We start from the raw sequence: 16,971 nt of genomic DNA on the forward strand, positions 1-16,971 counted from the left end.
ACTACCGGTACTAGCTAAAGTTACATTACCAATGGTTTCACTATTGGCTAGGCCGCTGCTGGTAAAGGCAGTCGTACCTAAGGTAGCACCCACACCATATTGCTTACTGGTGCTGTTGGCAGTAATGGTGAGGTTCGCTTGCGTAATGCTCAAGCTACCGTTGGCGTAGGTAATGTCGTAGTTAGAAGCAGAGCCATTAGTAAAGGCAACGGTGCTTGGAGTCAGGTTCGCCGTTTGACCAGCTGCAGTCGTTGCGGTCGCTGTCGTAGTCACTGAAGCGTTACCTAAGGTAGCGCCGTTATACAAGCTACCCGAAGTCACTGTCACAGTGTCTGTGGTTGGGTTGGCAGCGCCGTACGCCCTACTTAAATTAGTCGCCGTTAAGGTAATTGGCGCAGCAGTCACACTCAAGCTGCCATTCACATAATTAATGTTGTAGTTACTTGCCGTAAAGGTACCGCCAGAAGCGCTTGCTGCCGTAATGTTGTAGCTACCAACATCGGCAGTAGCACCACTACCGGTACTAGCTAAAGTTACATTACCAATGGTTTCACTATTGGCTAGGCCGCTGCTGGTAAAGGCAGTCGTACCTAAGGTAGCACCCACACCATATTGCTTACTGGTGCTGTTGGCAGTAATGGTTAATGGTGCAGCGGTAATTGTTACAGGCGCACTGGTGTGATTGAGGGTGACGGGTAACTGATAGTTGCTAGCTAGACCGCCAGAGGTAAGATTGGCGCCACTTTGGTTAGAAAGGGTTATTGCAGTAATGTAATTAATACTGTTATCAGCAACATTCCCGGAATTAGCTAAGGCACCGCTATAGGTCAGACTTTCAGTGCCGACTAAATTTCCTATCGTGACATTGGTCAGCGTAGTGCTACCACTATATGGTTGGGTAGCACTAAGCGTTACAGTGCGCGGCGTAATATTGCCAGTAACACCAGTAGGCTGACTCAGATTGTAGTTTGCAGCATCAGCACCACTGATGCTATCTGTCATAGTTACAGTAAGGTTACTACCAACATTCTTACCGCTGAAGTTTCCGCTTGCAGACAGAGTAACAACATCGCTAGTACTACCATTGGTTTTAACACCACTTAGGGTGCCAGCATTACTAAAGCTAGCTACCGTATCGCCAGAATAAGTAAGATTAGAAACAACTGTTCCCGCTACCGTAAGTGTGGCCTTGCTAATATTTGCAGTGCCGTTTGTAATAGTTGGCGAGGCATATCCAAGGATATTAGTTGAAGCAGAAATATTGAGAGTATGGTTGCCAGCCGTATAAAAACCTGCAGTAGATGTAGTACCGCTGACGCTCACAGTCGGAGCGGTAGAAAATATTTGACCTAAAGTATCGCCATTGACAGCCGTTGATGTAATGCTTGTATCAACAGCATTTCCATACACAAGCGAAGCATTGGTTACACTAAGCGCGAGTGTCGGCTGCTCGCGATATACGGCGTTGATGCCAGCACCAAGAGGAGCTGCTGTAGTGTTGTAATTACTGGTCCCACTATTACTGTTGTAACGGAATCGACCCGATCCACTTCCAACCAATGCTGTTACACCAGTGCTACCGGCCACACTGCCAGTAAATAAAGTGGCTCGACCGCCCGAACCAACAGAAACCGTACCGCAACCAGAGATCACAATATTTCCACCGGTAGATGTACCGGCAGCGGTTGACGATCCTGCGTTTAGAACAATCGCGCTTGATGAATTACTGGTGGTAGTAATAGCTTCCGTCAGACTGATATCCCCAGACTGAACTGTAATATTTACAAGGCCTGTGGCAGTAATGCCGGTTGGGTTGACCACACCAATAGTTAAATTACCAGTATTTACATAGGTCAGATTACCCATGCTGTCAGCAGCCAAGGTGGTGATATTATTGTTGGTATTAGTGAGATTAGCAGCTCCGCCCAATAGAGCTAAACCAGTCGCCACAAGCGAACCATTTGCATCTTGCGTAATGTTTCCACTATTAGCTTTTAACTTGATTGCGCTGCTATTTCTGGCAATCAACTGACTATTAATGCTGACATTACCGCCATATAAACTAATCGGGCCAGAAATATTTACCCCATAACCTCTGGCAACCGTGATGTTTTGCGTTTCAGTAGAGCGGCCAATTGTCAAACTTGTTAACGAGCTGCCAAAACTCATATTTGCCGTTGAAAAGGCAGAACTAAAACTGCTTGCGTTTGACTGCAACGTCAAATTACCGCTAGAGCTGAACGTGGTTGACGCGTTGCTGGTTATTACATCTCCAGTAAGCGTGACATTAGCGGAGCTACTTGTTACATTTGTACCCGCCAACTGACCAAAGACGCCTGTAGAACCTACAAAACGAATGCCTGTAGTTCCCCCGTCAAGGTTAATTGAGCCGGTCGTCGCCAAGTAATTGGCATTTTGCGAAAATATCCCAGCATTGGATCCGCCGCCTGTACCACTAACAGAAATATTTCCTCCGCCAGTGGCCATAAGATACTTGTCGCCATCCCAATTAAAAACAACGCCATAGGTATTAGCATTAGAGGAGACACCAACTATGCTAATGGCAGTTCCTGTAGTTTTGGAAGACTCAATCACCAATCCAGTTGAGCCTACTGTTGTTCCTTGTGCAAAATTAACACCAGCCAAAACACCGCCAGCCATACCGCTGATCGCTACAGCACCTTGACCTGCCCTAATATCAAGATTACCGTTGGAAAAGAACCCAGAATTTTGTGCGGAGCTACCTTTGATTGTGACATTACCGCCACCTGACTTAATGTTTGTGGTGCTGCTATCGGCTGAACCAAAGGTAACGCCAATGCCAAAGTTATTGCTTGCATAATCCACCGGAACACTACCAGCACCAGTACCACCGCCAATAACAATATCTCCGCCGCCCGTCGTTTGAGAAGCGCTGCCATTAGCGGTATTCAGGGTGACATTGCTGCCAAACGTCACGCCACCAGCAATTCCACCATTTGCGTTTGACCAGAATGCTAATGAACCATTATTAGTTTGGAAGGTAAGAGTTGGATTAATGCTGATCCTACCAATAGCCTTTGTCAATATTGCAGAGCCGCTACCCATGCTTTTAATATTTGAATACAGCGATACATTACCGCCATATAAACTAATCGGGCCAGAGATATTGATAGCACTATTTGCGATAAGGTCGCTATTGGCAGTGCTCGTTGCATTACCTACCGTCAACCCTTTGAGGGTACTAGCATAGGTGTAATCTAATGTTGTTGTACCGCTAAATGTATCGCCATTAGGCGCCATGGTAACTGTGCCATTACCAATAAAGCCACTAGTTGCTGGAGTAGCGTTATTGGTAAAGGCAATGCCGCCGTTAGTAACATTAGTTGTACCCGTATAGGTAGCAGAACCTGTGAGTGTAGTTACATTACTGCCAATCGTACTGAGATTGCCAGTGCCACTAATGGCATTCGCCAGGGTGATGTTATTGCTGCGATTAATAATCAGAGCCGAACCACTGCTAATGTTGACTTCACCGCCGCCACCGAGAGAGCCAAGTGTGCCGCCAGAGCCAATTTGCAGATTGCCTGCAGTAATGTTTGTGCTGCCGCTATATGTATTGTTGCCAGTCAGCGTCAGCGTATTAGTGGCGAGTTTACTAAGACTGCCATTCCCGCTAATATTTTGACTAAACGTGACCGCATCACTTCGATTAAAAGCAAGTGTGCCGTTATTTACAACAGAGGAAGAGCTGGCAATTGATCCGTTTGCCGTACCGTTGCCTATTTGGAGCGTGCCGGCATCAACCGTAGTGGATCCACTATAGGTATTGGTCCCAGTCAGCGTCACAGTCCCGCTACCAGCTTTAACTAATTTTGCCGAGCTACCGCTAATACATCCACTGTAGGCAGTTGATCCACTCTGATTAACAGTCAAAGTTCGCCCTGTTGCCAAGGCAATATTATTGCTTCCTGCGATATTACCAACCAGACTTATGTCACCGGTCGTAGCGTTTGTCGTTACAAGACTAGCATTAAGGGTGATGTTCCCGCCATTGATGGTGATCGGACCTGAGATATTGGCGCCATAACCACTAAAAACAGTGATATTTTGCGTATTAGTCGATTTACCAATTGTCAATCCTGATAGAGACGAGTTGAATAAGAGGGCATATGTGCTGAACGCTGACGAAAAACTATCTCCATTAGACTGAATGGTTATATTGCCAGTTGTATTGAAATTTACAGGATTAGCGGTTGTGGGTATTGCAATGATGTCAGCATTCAAAGTTACGTTAGCGCTGCTACTAGTCACAGCTGTGCCAGCAAGCTGGCCAAAATTTGAGCCACCAAATGGCATGTCACTATAAATTCCTGCCGTTGAGCCGCTACCATTAACAGTAATTGAGCCACTGCTTGCCAAAAAATTTAGTGAATTAATATTAATGCCATAAGCAGCTCCTGAGGCTGTAATAGAAATATCGCCACCACCGGTAGCCATAATATATTTTTGCTGATTAATATAGCTGGTGATGCCGGTTCCACAAGAGCTTATCCCAGTAATGTTGATTGCAACACCGCTCGATTTGGCTGATTGGATTGTTGTACCGGTATTGCCCAAGTAAACGCCAGTATTAAAATCGACAGAACTTTGACTACTGGTGCTAGTACCACTAATGGTTATGGCACCCTGACCTGAATTCAAGGAAAGGGTATTCCAAACATATACGCCCGAGTATATTGAAGAGCAGCCGAGCATTGATACGGAGCCACCACCAGTATTAATCGCAGTCGAATTGCCAAATGACATTCCAAAGTCTGAGTTACTGCTGACGTATCCAGTCGGCAAGCTACCAGAGTTTTGGCCTCCACCAATGACAAGGTTACCGCCACCAGCTGTTTGCGTTGTACTTCCGTTGGCGGTATTTACTACCACTGAATCATTCAGCGTGACATAACCATTATTGCTACCGTCAGAATTGGTCCATAGAGCAATGCTGCTATTGTTTGTCTGCAATGTAACGCTAGAGGCAACCCATATGCCCCCAACTCCCTTCAGCAGAATATTGCCGCTAGCATTGCCAGTTGTGGTTAAGCTTGTGTTAGCAGAAATATTACCGCCGTATACCGTAATACAACCAACCTGATTTATGGCATTAGCAATAATTATGTCTTGTGTATTGCTGGATCTACCAATCGTTAAACCTGACAAAGATGAACCAAAGTTCCAACCACTTGTATTGAATGCAGAGCTAAAACTGGTACCAGTAGACTGAATGGTTAGGTTTCCTGAGCCATTAAACCCTGAGGATTTTGTATATGGCGAGTCACTTTGAATCGTCAAATTACCAGCGTTGATATTGGTGGCGCCGCTATATTCTGTTGAGCCAGCAAGTGTTAATGTTCCATTACCACTTTTTGTTATTGAAAGAGATGTTTGTCCCTTGATATCTAATATTGGTCCATTAAAAGTGCTATCGCCATTACCGCTGACAGTAATGCCTGCATTTCTTCCCCAAATTGTTCCCGAGCCCGATATTGAGGATACGTTGATAGTGGTGCCGCCATCAATATAGAAAGTTCCATCAACATTCAAAGCCTTACTATTACCAAGCGTGCCTGTTGAGCCGTATAAAAGTCTCAATGTACCTGCTTGACTTACTGAAAGCTGCTCTGCATTACTGACGGTGAGAGAAGCGCCGGGTACGCCAGTATCCGAGGCCCAGGCGGCCGATCCATTCGCACGATAGACAACAAAATTTCCATCACCTTGCATGATTGCATAGGTGCCCGCACCGTATGATCCCGGCGTAGCCCAAATAACTTGCTGACCTGGGCGATTAAGATTTTTGTAAAGAACTAAATTGCCCTCAGATTGCATCAGCAAGGTGAGGCCATTAGCCGTAACCGATTGCTCGGCATCAAGTCGCATATCGTTAGGCAGCAAAGTTGCATACGACGTACTATTACCAGAAACGGAGTTGAGCGCACGGATTACAGTATTTCCAGCTTCAACAGTAGTGGATCCAGAGAAGGAATTTGCACCAGATAAAACTAAAGTGCCTGCACCCCTTTTTGTAAGACTTCCACTGCCACTGAAGTTACCTCCGTATGTGCCAAGGCGGGAGCCAACGTTGAATACAACATTAAATGCCCCATTACCATTATTTCCAATGTTGCCGGTGCCAGTAATCGTACCATTTGCATTAAGAACTAATGTAGCCGAGGTACTCTTATTAAGAATAATATTGCCGCTAATAGTAATATTGCCCTGCGAATTTCCGGCCGTTCCACTATTAATAGTATTGATATTGACAGTTGCGCCGTCACCATTTAGTGAGTTCGCGATTACACTAGCGCCAATAGTAGCGCTATCTGCGTTACTAACGGGTGTGTAGCCAGGGGAAGAAATATTAACCTCACTTGAACCATCAACGATAGTTACATCCGCAGGATCAAGAAGCCAATTTCCACCGGCACCAACATCCACCTTTGCTGTACTGGCAACCCCAAGCTGATGACCTGATGTTTCAACCTGACCACCCGTACCATTGGCCCCCACAGCTCTAATCGTTCCGTCGACCTGCGTCCAGCTATTCTGGTTTGTGATATCCGACCACAACACTACCGTACCGCCATTACCATTTTCTGTAGCACTCGCATCAATGCTGGCGTTCTGAGTCATGAGCACCACAGTTGCTTGGTAAGTACCGTTTGATCCTTGCCAATCGCCACCAACTAAAACATTACCACCGCCTGTTGCGCCGCTGACATTGATATTGGTGTTGCCATCAAGTGTGATCGAGTCGCCTAAGATGGTGGAGTTACCGCCCTGACCTCTTCTGCTGCGAGAGCTAATGCTTGTGTAGCCCGTTAGCGCGACGGTTAAAGGAATGCCTGGTGGATTAAAAGGATCACTAAATGGATTGGTGCTTTGTGCTGCCGTTGCAGTAACTTCAACAACACCACCGCGTGTATCACCATCCGCGTTAATCACTCCGTCAGCAATCGCTACTTGGGATGCTGTTAGCTGTACTTGTCCACCACGACCAGTACTGCTTGCATCAAGCGTTCCTGCAACATTGAGAGATTGAGTTGCTTGTACATTAATTGCACCGCCTTGTACTGGGCTAGTTGCAATGACACGGCCTGATATAGAAACACTCTTACCGTTGATCTGTATAGTGCCCGCTTCCATGCTATCGCTGCTAACGTCAAGAGTACCCGTATTTGTTACGGAACTAGCCTCTAACAGAATACGGCCACCCCTTTGGCTAATACCTTTTGCTTCAATCGTACCGCTATTAATCACACTAGCAGCCAATTGATTCATAGCGCGTGCAGAAAGAATCACTAAGCCATTAGGAGCTTTAATCGCATGACGGTTTTCAACTAATGCATCTAACTGACCACCAGTGACTGTCAAACTTTCTAATTTGCTTGATGGGCCAAAGTTGAGGGTAATAGACTCACCAGCAGCAAGTGCTACCGTGCCGGACTGCGCTACTAATAAACCAGTGTTACGCACCTCTGGCGCCAACATGGCAATGTATCCATTCAAACTCGTCTGAATGGTACCTTCGTTAATAACCTTGCCAGTACTGCCATTGCGGCTAAAGGTTGTGCTGCCCGCCATAAATGCGGCATCGCTCATGGCATGCGTAGTGGCAACTATTCCGCCAACGTTTACCTGAGCCCCTGGAGCAAAGTACACGCCCGCTGAATTTAAAAGATAAATCTGGCCATTAGAAGACAGCTGACCAAAAATTTGGCTTGGGTTGGGTGAGTTAACGCGATTTAATGCAACTGCATTTGAGCTAGGCTGAACAAAGTTCACTCTTGCCTGGCTACCAATATCAAACGTATTCCAATTAATGGCTGCACGATTGGATGACTGTGTCACTGTCATCGCATTGCCGTTATTCATGATGGCAGCAACACCAGCAGAAATTTGTCCACCAGTAGGCAATTGATTTGCGGCAGGAGGTGCTGCGATAGCTGCTCCGCCAGACATCACAGCCACTGTAGTGATTGTGCGAGTAATGCGGGTTAATGATTGCTGCTTACCATGCGCTCGAGTAATTTCACTCACGGCGATCCAAGTCATCTGGACTTTACTCCAGATAACTTTAAAGATGCGGTTGAGCGAATGATTCAAGGTGGTATCTAAAAATAATTAATTAAGAAAGAAGTTTTCTCTTAGCTGTTTGCATCAAGCTCATCAAAATGCTGATTCAGAATTTGACGTAACTCATCTACCTGAGCCATCGCGTACTCACGATTCGGAAATACCGCAGGCAAACGCAAGATATTTCCATCCTCAACAAGAAATGCAGACTCAACAGAAACCGCATTACCTAAAGTGCGTACTGCGAATACACCGCGACCAGTAATGGATTGACCTTCAGCTGGCGCTTGCGCATCTTGCGCCTGAATCACTTCGCTAACTTCTTGATCAGCCAATTCCAAAAGGTCTTCCTGCTTACCTGATTTAGCACCAGATACTGTGGAGCGACTTGGTGTTGCCACTTTTTTCACAGACTTTGAAGCAACCTTGGCCGCAGGCTTAGGGCTTGGTGTAGCAGCAGGCTTTGCCGACTTAACAGGAGTGCGAGTTTTGATAGTCATGCATTCACCTTAAATTGGAATTGAAGCAGTCAACCAATAGCGGTTGGCACTGGTGCCACCGTTTTGATTGAGGTAATTTGAAACGCTTGGTGATAAGGAACCAGATCTTTGCGCCCAGGTTCCTTTGATATTGATGTTGTATGGACCAACCCACATCAAGCTCAAGCCATAGCCTTGCAATACATAGTTGTTTGAGACAGTGTTAATGGCGGGATTAAATTTCCAGGTCTGCACATTACCTAAGTCATAAAAGCCGGCGAGCTGAGAATTGAATGGCAAGTTTTGTCTCAACTCAACTGTAGTGAGATTGCCCTGGCTAGCAGCACCTTGTCCGGAGCCATAAGCGCGCACGTTAAGTGGCCCACCCAGATACATTTGCTCTGAGCTATCCATATTTTTGCTGGCCAACTGACCAGAGACAGATACATACGCAGTTAAACCATCAATCACAGCTTGATTGCGATTAAACGCGTAACGCATCTTGGCAAAGTTACCGGCAACACCGTAGCTGCTGTTATAAAAACCGCCAACATTGCGACTAATATCGCCACCAGACAACATCACCGATCCGTTATTAATGGCGCCACCACCGATGCCGTCTAATAAATTTCCGCTGAGACCAATTTGAGCAACGCTCGTGGTGTACGTTTGGTCCCGATTGACTCCAGCAATCGTCCAGTTTTTAAAATCACTGTAGTTCCAGTTAAATACTGAAACTAAGTTTGCAGGTCGACTACGTATCACTGGGTAACTTGCTTCTACGCCACCCGTGTTTGCAATACCGTTGGCGTACAAACTTTGAAAGCTTTGGTTGAGCACTCGATACGCCATCGTGCTGCCATTCACACCAACGCGCAAACCATCAGTGCCAACCGGCGCTGTGAAACTCAGCCTACCGTAACTATTGCCTTCAGAGTACAAGCCATACGCTGATAGTTGATCACCAGAACCGAAGAGGCCATTCACGTTAACGAGAGCAGAGCTACGAATCTTTCCGGTATTGCTATCGCCATAGTTATCAACTGCAACTTGCCCACCAAAGAGCGGCTTATCTTCAACTGTTAATAGCAAAACAGTTTCACCCTGCTTGAGACCGCTTTGCAAAGTACCGCTCACGGTTACATCCGGCAAATCATTGAGAGTTAAGAGCGCGCGATCTAATTGCTCCAGCGAAAGCTCGCTGAGTTTTGGAATGCGCCCATATATCCATTCCTCAACACGTTGATCGCTCACTCGCTTTGAGCGGTTATCAATACGGATGCCACCAAGCTTGGCTTCAACAATCTGAATGGTCACCACACCGGCAGTGATGTCTTGCTTGGGAAGAATGGCGCGTACTAACCACCCCTGCTCGCGGTAGTACTCAACGATGACATCAGTAATGGTATTGAGATCATCAAATGTAATTGGCTTACCTAAGAACGAAGCAACCAACTTTTGTAATTGGCTACTAGGCACCTTGGTATTTCCAACGAATACAAACTCTTTAGCGACAAAGGTAACTTGCCCTGGTTTTGGCTCTGCAGGAGCAGGCTCGGCGACTTTGGGATTTGGGACTGGCTCAGGGAGAATATTCTGGCCGGGCTCTAATTCTCGGTTTTGCTGGAGTAGCTGACCCGCAGAAGTCTGCGCATGCGCAAAATTAAGACAAACAAGCATCCCTATGAGGATCCCTGTAGGGATTTTCATAGGTCTAAGGCTTTTGCTGACAATTTTAATGACGCGCGTACACATGCACGCGATTTTAAAAAAGTGCAGGGATTTTCATAATGTACCTTGGTACAGGTGTACACCAAAAAACTCTCTTTATTTAGCATTTGACTACAGTGAAGTGCCAAAGTTGGGTCTAAATGAAAATTTTGGACAGTGAGTTGTCAATAGGTAGAAAATGGCTAATTCTGAAAATATCTACAAATCTTAAGCAAATGATATGAATTCATACGCAACACTCACCTTCATTTACACCCTTTTCACATTCATATCTATCAGCATTTTGTGCTTGTCATTCAAAAAGAAAATGGATGAATCCGCAATTTATTTTTTAATTTCTGAAATATGTATGGGCATTACTTCTGGGACCATATTTCTAATCAACATTAACACCTTAAGCGCCAGCTCTCCATGGACAGGAATCCCAATCCTATCAGCCCTGGGAGCAGAGGCAGCCATTCTATTTAGCATCTTATCTTTAGCTAAAAATATTCAAAAGAAGTGGTTCATTTTGGTGATGCTCATCATTGCCTCCATCACTGTTTTTATTGAAATGATGCGTGCTGATTTAGAACCGCGCTTAGTCATTTTGATGATCTCAATATGCTTGACCACCCTATTTAGCATTAACTACTGGGTGTGTAGATTTCAGCTGCCAGTAGCGCTTGGTCAAAATCAATTTATGCGATGGTTTACCTGGTTTGAGTTAGGTATGGTTGTCTATGGCGCAATGAGAATTTTGGGATATTTTTCACCGACCCCCATTCGCCCATGGGAAACGCCTAGTGCGATCGCACTCATTGCCTTTTCGTTCTATCTAGTTTTGGGGACCTTTCGTTATATCTCCTATATTGGGCTTCGCATAAGTTGGATAAACCCTGCAAGCCCCACCCAGAACCCTCTGAATAGACCTCTTGTAAATGCAATTGAAGAAAAGGATCAGCTACTGAGAGGCTTAATCGCATCCAATAGAGTTATTGGTATTAGCGCGCTAGCAAGCTCACTTGCCCATCAACTCAGTCAGCCCCTAACAACAATCGCATTACGCGCTGATACCATCCGAAGAGACTTAACCAAATCCACCGATGACAAACAATTTGTTTCATCTTTGGATGAAATCTCAGAGCAATCGACCAAACTTGCGCTGCTTGTTCAAAATCTCAGGCAATTATTTGGCTCTAGAAGCTATGAATTTACCTCGGTCAATCTCCAAAAAATTACTGATGAAATTATTGATATTGTTGAACCAAGTTTGCAGGCTAAAAAAATTATTCTTAATAAAGAATACATTGGTAATCAAGAGATCTATGGGGATAGCATTCAAATTCAGCAGGTGCTAATTAACATTCTCAACAATGCAATTGATGAGTTAACTGAAAATCAACCAAACCATAAGATCATTTCAATTCGACTTGAGAGTAATGAAAAATTTGCCATTATCACTATTGCTGACAATGGTTCCGGTATCTCTTCATCAGCACTCTCCACGATGTTTGAACTCTATAAAACTTCCAAGAAATCTGGGCTTGGGGTTGGCTTATGGCTTTGCAAAACTATCATAGAGCGCCACCATGGCTTTATTTCCGCATCCAATGATCCACATGGTGGAGCCATATTTAAGATTGAAATTCCGCTGTATTTAGGACTAAATCATTGAAAACAAATAAATCTCGAGTCATTATTGTTGAAGATGACATTGCCCTCAAGCAAAGCCTTACTGACTGGCTTAGCTCAGACTATGAAGTAAGTAACTTCGATTCTGCAGAGCTCTTTTTAAATGCTCTAAATGACTTTGAATTCGAAGATGGCATCCCCACCTGCATTCTGCTCGACTTTCAAATGTCGGGCATGACTGGTGTCGAACTTCAATCCACTCTCAAGCTTATGAATATTGACTACCCCATCATCTTCATGAGTGGCAATGCGCAGCAAGCAGATATTGTTGATGCATGGCGAGGTGGCGCAATAGATTTCCTCCTAAAGCCATTCTCTGGAGCCCAGGTTAGCCAAGCCCTTACGGCAATCTTCAATAAATCGACAAAAATTAAACTTGATAAACCACAGCAAGATCCTAAGGTTGCAGTTGATATTCCGATTAGCCAACGAGAAGCTGAGGTATTACTGCTTTTGGGTACAGGGAATCGCCAAGTAGAGGTTGCAAGGCAACTAAACATTACTCTTCGTACCGTAAAGATGCATAGGGCCAATCTGAAGAATAAGCTAGGACTCAATACCCTCTTTGATCTCACTCGCTACTGTGATCTATATGCATCCTCTATAGAGAAAATAGCAAAGAGCTAAAAGATCTAACAGTCAACCTAGCAGAAAACAAAAAACCCGCCACATTGATGAGGCGGGTTTTTATCTGAGTAGCTAGCTATTTAGAAACCAACTGTATATGTTGCCATCACAGTAGTGGTTGATACAGCTTGGTATGCTTCTTGACGATAGATGCCAGTTACACCAAGACGCTGGTTCTTCTCTACATCGTAAGTAGCGCCAACAGTAGCTGTTGGGCGATTCTTCACTGGGTTAGCATTAAAGTTAACTGGAGTTAAACCAGTAATGGTTGAGCTAGTCCCGCTCACTGTTCCTGCAGCAGTATTAGTATCGGATTCAATACCAGCGCTTGCAAACAAGTTGGTCTTTGGAATACCTCTAAATGAGCCCCCAACACCAGCCAACAATGTCGTTGCGTTGGTATTCACAGCGCCAAATGTCAATGGAGCTGTTACGCCAGCTGAAGCACCCTCTGTATAACCACCCATATTGTTCTGGCTATAACGAACACCAGCATATGGAGAAACTACAAAAGATTGACCTAAACCAAAGCCATATTTAGCAGTTAACTGAGCACCTTGGCTAATTAAGGTAGAAGAACCTGTACCAGCTTGTGAAGTGCCAACTACTTGACGGTTAATCGTAGTGTCCTTTTGACCATAGGCAATAGAACCACGTACTTCAGTACCAGTGTCATCTTGTCTTTGATTCCAAGCAGCAAACAAACCAATCAATGGCGTGTTGTTGCTCAAGTTCACAGTAGAGCCACCGTTATTAACTGACAAGTTCTGGTCAGCATAAGCACCGATACGCACTGAAGTGATTGGACGGTAAGCCGCAATTAACAATGCGCTAGTGTTATTTAAACCATTAGCAGCTTGTACTGCAGTGTTACGACCACCAGCAGATACGCAAATATTGTTCTTATCAAACAAAGTGCAGTCATAAGTAAAGCTATTGGCCAATACAGAGTTTTGCAATGCATAAGTGCCTTGCAATGCTTGGGCAGTGTTGACTATAGATTGCTGAGTTGAGGCCTGAAGAAGCGCGGCGGCAATTGCAGCTTGAGCTGCTGCAATTTCTTCAGCGGTTGGGCCGGATGGTGTTGGTGCTGGACCACTACCATCAGTAAATAGTATGTTGCTTATGGTGAATGCAGAGGCATCATTTGAAAGAGCAAATCTGAGACTTCGGTTGCTACCAATCATTGCCGAAACAGCAGCTGCAGAGAGGGAGTAAGTACTGGTTCCTGCTGCAATTGCAGAAGTAGTAAATCCACCAACAATAATAGTAAAAGGGGCTGGTCTGAAATTAATATTTTGTCCAGAGGCGTCAGTGGTGAAAATTGCGCGATCCAAACTAAACCTTAAGGTGTAGCTTTGCCCTGAGACAATATTGAAGTTATTGGTCACGAAAGTAGTGCTGTTGGTGGCATTTGGGCCAAACCCCGACACAGCTGATGCTACGGATAATCCCGAAGCCGTGCCATCCGATGGGGTTAAAGATGTAATGAGATTAGTCTGCGCATACACGCTTACTGATGTCGTCGCTCCAGCAACTAATACAGATGCAAAAGCGATTTTTTTAAGATTTAATAATTTCATTTTTTACCTTGGATTTCCCAATTCGGGGATTAAATTTACTGCCCGAATTTTCCTTTAATGGCGGTAGCCAAACAATGTACCTTGGTACAGGTAGCCTGCATTTATTGGCCCCCTTGGCAAATTAACCACAAATACCACCCATCGGCATCACCGATGGATATCCGCCTCTCATTTTTCGGCGACCCTCAACGTCTTTAGCATCTTGAATTGAAAAAGCCCCTGAACTTTCATTCAGGGGCTTTTGTGTTTTCTACTTTTAAGGATTGTTATTTGATGTATCTCGTATAGATCACTTGCGTTCCATCACGTGAGCAACCTTTAGCAACTAATTCATCATAGAGTTTTTTAGCTAAGGCTAAGGCTGGTAATTCCAGTTTGACCTTGTCCGCTTCTTCTAATGCGATACCCAAGTCTTTTAAGAAGTGCTCTACATAGAATCCTGGAGCGTAGTCACCAACAATCATCTTCGCGCCAAGATTTATCAACTGAAATCCAGATGCAGCACCGCCGCCAATAGATTCCATTACCGTTTCGGGATTGAGGCCTACTGATTTAGCGTAACCCAGACCTTCACCTACACCCATGATGGTTCCAGCGATCACAATCTGATTACACATTTTGGTATGTTGTCCAGCGCCAGGACCACCTTGCAACACTACATTGGTACCCATGATTTTAAGAACTGGGAGCACTGCATCAAAGTCAGCCTGCTTGCCGCCCACCATGATCGAGAGTTTGGCATTGCGTGCGCCGATATCTCCACCAGAAACAGGCGCATCCAAACTATGGCAGCCACGCTTTTCTGCTTCTTCTGCAATTCTCTTAGCCAAAGATGGACTAGAAGTTGTCATATCGATGAGATACGCATTCTTGGCGCGATCCAAAATATTGCCGGCGCCAAAGTAAACATCTTCAACATCGGATGGGTAACCAACCATCGTGATGATGACATCAGACTCAGCAGCGAGATCGCCAATAGTGTCAAACCACTTAGCGCCTTTTGCAACTAAATCATCGGTCTTGGCTTTTGAGCGATTAAATACATTTAAAGGGTGGCCGGCAGCCAACAAATGCCCTGCCATGCTTTGACCCATGATGCCTAGGCCAATAAAGCCTACTCTTAATTTATTGCTCATTTGTTTCGTCCCTTTTGTAGTATTTTTTAGGTAATTTCTGTACCTAGTGATTATATTGTTCTAAGGGGAATTGGTGTTTATTCGTCCCAAGGGAATCTGGCGCGAGACAAATCCTCCATGATTTCACGCTTACTCTTAGCCGCTTTTCTAGAGCTATACGAGCTTTCTTGATTTTCGCCCTGCTGCTTTGGGGCGCTTGCTTGCTCTTGCTCCGCCCCTTCTGTCATCGGGCTTTCCTTTTCAGGCTCTGAATTCAAGTGGTTGGCCATGATTAAATAAGCTCAGAAATTTCAATGAGGTTTTGATCTGGATCGCGCACATACACAGAGTTAATCTTTTGTGTTGCTCCGGTACGGATCACGGGGCCCTCGATAATTGGCCAAGCTTCGGCTTTGAGTTTTTCAATTACCTGCACCAGCGGGCGATCAGCAATAAAGCAAAGATCCAATGCTCCGGGCGTTGGAATATCGGCCTTGGGCTCAAACTCTTTACCCTTAATGTGCAAGTTAATTTTTTGGTTGCCGAACTTAAATGCCTTACGCTCGACTGACGGAGTGCCGCCAATAAAAGACTCCAGTTTCATCCCCATAACGCGGGTATAAAAATCTACGCACTCTGCCTCCTTTGCAGTAGTGAGTACTAAGTGATCTAAATGGTCAATCATGATCTAATCCTTCCGCTTATTGAGCACGACGTAATTCATCTACGTAGGTTGGCTCTGGATGCAATGTATAAGTGCTACCCGCCTTAGCTACTTGGCCTGGCACCTCATGCCCGACAATCTTTGGCAATTGTTTTGCCAGTTGCAATAACTTAGGGATATTCATTCCAGTGTCATATCCCATCGCATCAAGCATATGAATGGCATCTTCACTGGAGATATTGCCACTTGCTCCCGGTGCATATGGGCACCCACCAAGACCGCCCAAGGAACCATCAAAGCGCACGATGCCAGATTGAACTGCAGCCAGGACATTGGCTAGACCCATGCCTCTGGTGTTATGGAAATGTAAGGTCAGCTGCAAATTAGGAAAACGTTTTTGCATTGCCTCACTCATCTTTTTGACTTGCTCGGGATTAGCCATGCCTGTTGTATCGCAAATCGTTAACCCTCTTACACCGAGATCAGCAAAGCGTTGTGCAAATTGCTCAACTACAGCTTGAGGAACTTCACCTTCCATTGGGCAACCAAAGGATGTCGATAGCGAAACATTGATTGGTGTTCTGCCATCAACATATTTAATAACTTCAGCAAGCCCCGCAAAGCTTTTCTCTCGACCCATTCTCAGATTGGCGAGGTTATGTGTCTCTGAAGTCGACATCACGAGATTGAATTCATCCGCCTTGGATTCAAATGCCCTCTCGGCACCCCTCAAATTGGGCACCAATACGGTGTACTCCACTCCTGGCACTCGCTTAATACGACCCATCACCTCCTCTGCATCACGCAGCATGGGAATTGCCTTAGGAGAAGTAAATGAGGTCACCTCAATTTTGGCAAATCCACATTCACTCAACTTATCAACCAACTTTACCTTATCGTCTGTTGGCACAAAGTTAGCTTCAATCTGCAAGCCATCCCTCATTACTACGTCATTGAAATAAATTCTGATCATTTTTTCTCTTTGCTTATTT

The 16,971-nt window shown here is 45.1% G+C and carries 10 protein-coding genes; 2 read left to right on the forward strand and 8 right to left on the reverse strand.

Annotated features, from left to right (window positions below):
- The 3 genes from ICN10_RS01870 to ICN10_RS01880 all read right to left on the reverse strand — a co-directional run.
- On the reverse strand, window positions 1–8,136 hold an 8,136-nt coding region (locus tag ICN10_RS01870), incomplete at its 3' end, for an autotransporter-associated beta strand repeat-containing protein (protein WP_216211887.1).
- 41 nt (window positions 8,137–8,177) lie between these two features.
- Complete coding sequence (locus tag ICN10_RS01875; RefSeq protein WP_216211889.1) at window positions 8,178–8,606, reverse strand: hypothetical protein; 429 nt, start codon at window positions 8,604–8,606, stop codon at window positions 8,178–8,180.
- Window positions 8,607–8,615: 9 nt separating this feature from the next.
- Window positions 8,616–10,265 carry a ShlB/FhaC/HecB family hemolysin secretion/activation protein gene (locus tag ICN10_RS01880; protein ID WP_216211892.1) on the reverse strand — a complete coding sequence of 550 codons (1,650 nt, stop codon included), beginning with the start codon at window positions 10,263–10,265 and terminating at the stop codon, window positions 8,616–8,618.
- Between the two features lie 271 nt (window positions 10,266–10,536).
- On the opposite strand from ICN10_RS01880, the gene ICN10_RS01885 reads away from it, so the two are divergent.
- Both ICN10_RS01885 and ICN10_RS01890 read left to right on the forward strand, forming a co-directional pair.
- Window positions 10,537–11,973, forward strand: a complete 1,437-nt coding sequence (locus ICN10_RS01885) for a sensor histidine kinase (protein ID WP_216211895.1) — start codon at window positions 10,537–10,539, stop codon at window positions 11,971–11,973.
- A complete protein-coding gene (locus ICN10_RS01890) occupies window positions 11,970–12,617 on the forward strand; it encodes a response regulator transcription factor (protein ID WP_216211898.1) in 648 nt (215 codons plus the stop codon). The genes ICN10_RS01885 and ICN10_RS01890 overlap by 4 nt, the downstream gene beginning before the upstream one ends.
- 80 nt (window positions 12,618–12,697) lie before the next feature.
- Here ICN10_RS01890 and ICN10_RS01895 read toward each other — a convergent pair whose 3' ends face one another.
- From ICN10_RS01895 to ICN10_RS01915, 5 genes are all read right to left on the reverse strand, one after another.
- Window positions 12,698–14,200, reverse strand: coding sequence for an autotransporter outer membrane beta-barrel domain-containing protein (locus ICN10_RS01895; RefSeq protein WP_216211901.1), 1,503 nt, complete (start codon window positions 14,198–14,200; stop codon window positions 12,698–12,700).
- A 266-nt stretch (window positions 14,201–14,466) separates the two neighbouring features.
- Window positions 14,467–15,336: an NAD(P)-dependent oxidoreductase gene (locus tag ICN10_RS01900; RefSeq protein WP_216211907.1), complete on the reverse strand. Its 870-nt coding sequence runs from the start codon at window positions 15,334–15,336 to the stop codon at window positions 14,467–14,469.
- Between the two features lie 77 nt (window positions 15,337–15,413).
- The gene (locus ICN10_RS01905) at window positions 15,414–15,563 is read right to left on the reverse strand and encodes a hypothetical protein (RefSeq protein WP_216211910.1); all 150 of its coding nucleotides are present in this window, start codon (window positions 15,561–15,563) and stop codon (window positions 15,414–15,416) included.
- 44 nt (window positions 15,564–15,607) lie between these two features.
- Window positions 15,608–16,000 carry a VOC family protein gene (locus ICN10_RS01910; RefSeq protein ID WP_216211913.1) on the reverse strand — a complete coding sequence of 131 codons (393 nt, stop codon included), beginning with the start codon at window positions 15,998–16,000 and terminating at the stop codon, window positions 15,608–15,610.
- A 16-nt stretch (window positions 16,001–16,016) separates the two neighbouring features.
- Window positions 16,017–16,952, reverse strand: a complete 936-nt coding sequence (locus tag ICN10_RS01915) for a hydroxymethylglutaryl-CoA lyase (RefSeq protein WP_216211915.1) — start codon at window positions 16,950–16,952, stop codon at window positions 16,017–16,019.
- Window positions 16,953–16,971: the final 19 nt, after the last annotated feature.

Source organism: Polynucleobacter sp. 86C-FISCH, assembly GCF_018882415.1.
Classification (GTDB): domain Bacteria; phylum Pseudomonadota; class Gammaproteobacteria; order Burkholderiales; family Burkholderiaceae; genus Polynucleobacter.

Excerpts from the sequence above, each read along its gene's own strand:
- ICN10_RS01875 (WP_216211889.1), bottom strand. The coding sequence starts at position 8,606 with ATGACTATCAAAACTCGCACTCCTGTTAAGTCGGCAAAGCCTGCTGCT.
- ICN10_RS01915 (WP_216211915.1), bottom strand. The coding sequence starts at position 16,952 with ATGATCAGAATTTATTTCAATGACGTAGTAATGAGGGATGGCTTGCAG.
- ICN10_RS01880 (WP_216211892.1), bottom strand. The coding sequence starts at position 10,265 with ATGCTTGTTTGTCTTAATTTTGCGCATGCGCAGACTTCTGCGGGTCAG.
- ICN10_RS01885 (WP_216211895.1), top strand. The coding sequence starts at position 10,537 with ATGAATTCATACGCAACACTCACCTTCATTTACACCCTTTTCACATTC.
- ICN10_RS01905 (WP_216211910.1), bottom strand. The coding sequence starts at position 15,563 with ATGACAGAAGGGGCGGAGCAAGAGCAAGCAAGCGCCCCAAAGCAGCAG.
- ICN10_RS01895 (WP_216211901.1), bottom strand. The coding sequence starts at position 14,200 with ATGAAATTATTAAATCTTAAAAAAATCGCTTTTGCATCTGTATTAGTT.
- ICN10_RS01900 (WP_216211907.1), bottom strand. The coding sequence starts at position 15,336 with ATGAGCAATAAATTAAGAGTAGGCTTTATTGGCCTAGGCATCATGGGT.
- ICN10_RS01910 (WP_216211913.1), bottom strand. The coding sequence starts at position 16,000 with ATGATTGACCATTTAGATCACTTAGTACTCACTACTGCAAAGGAGGCA.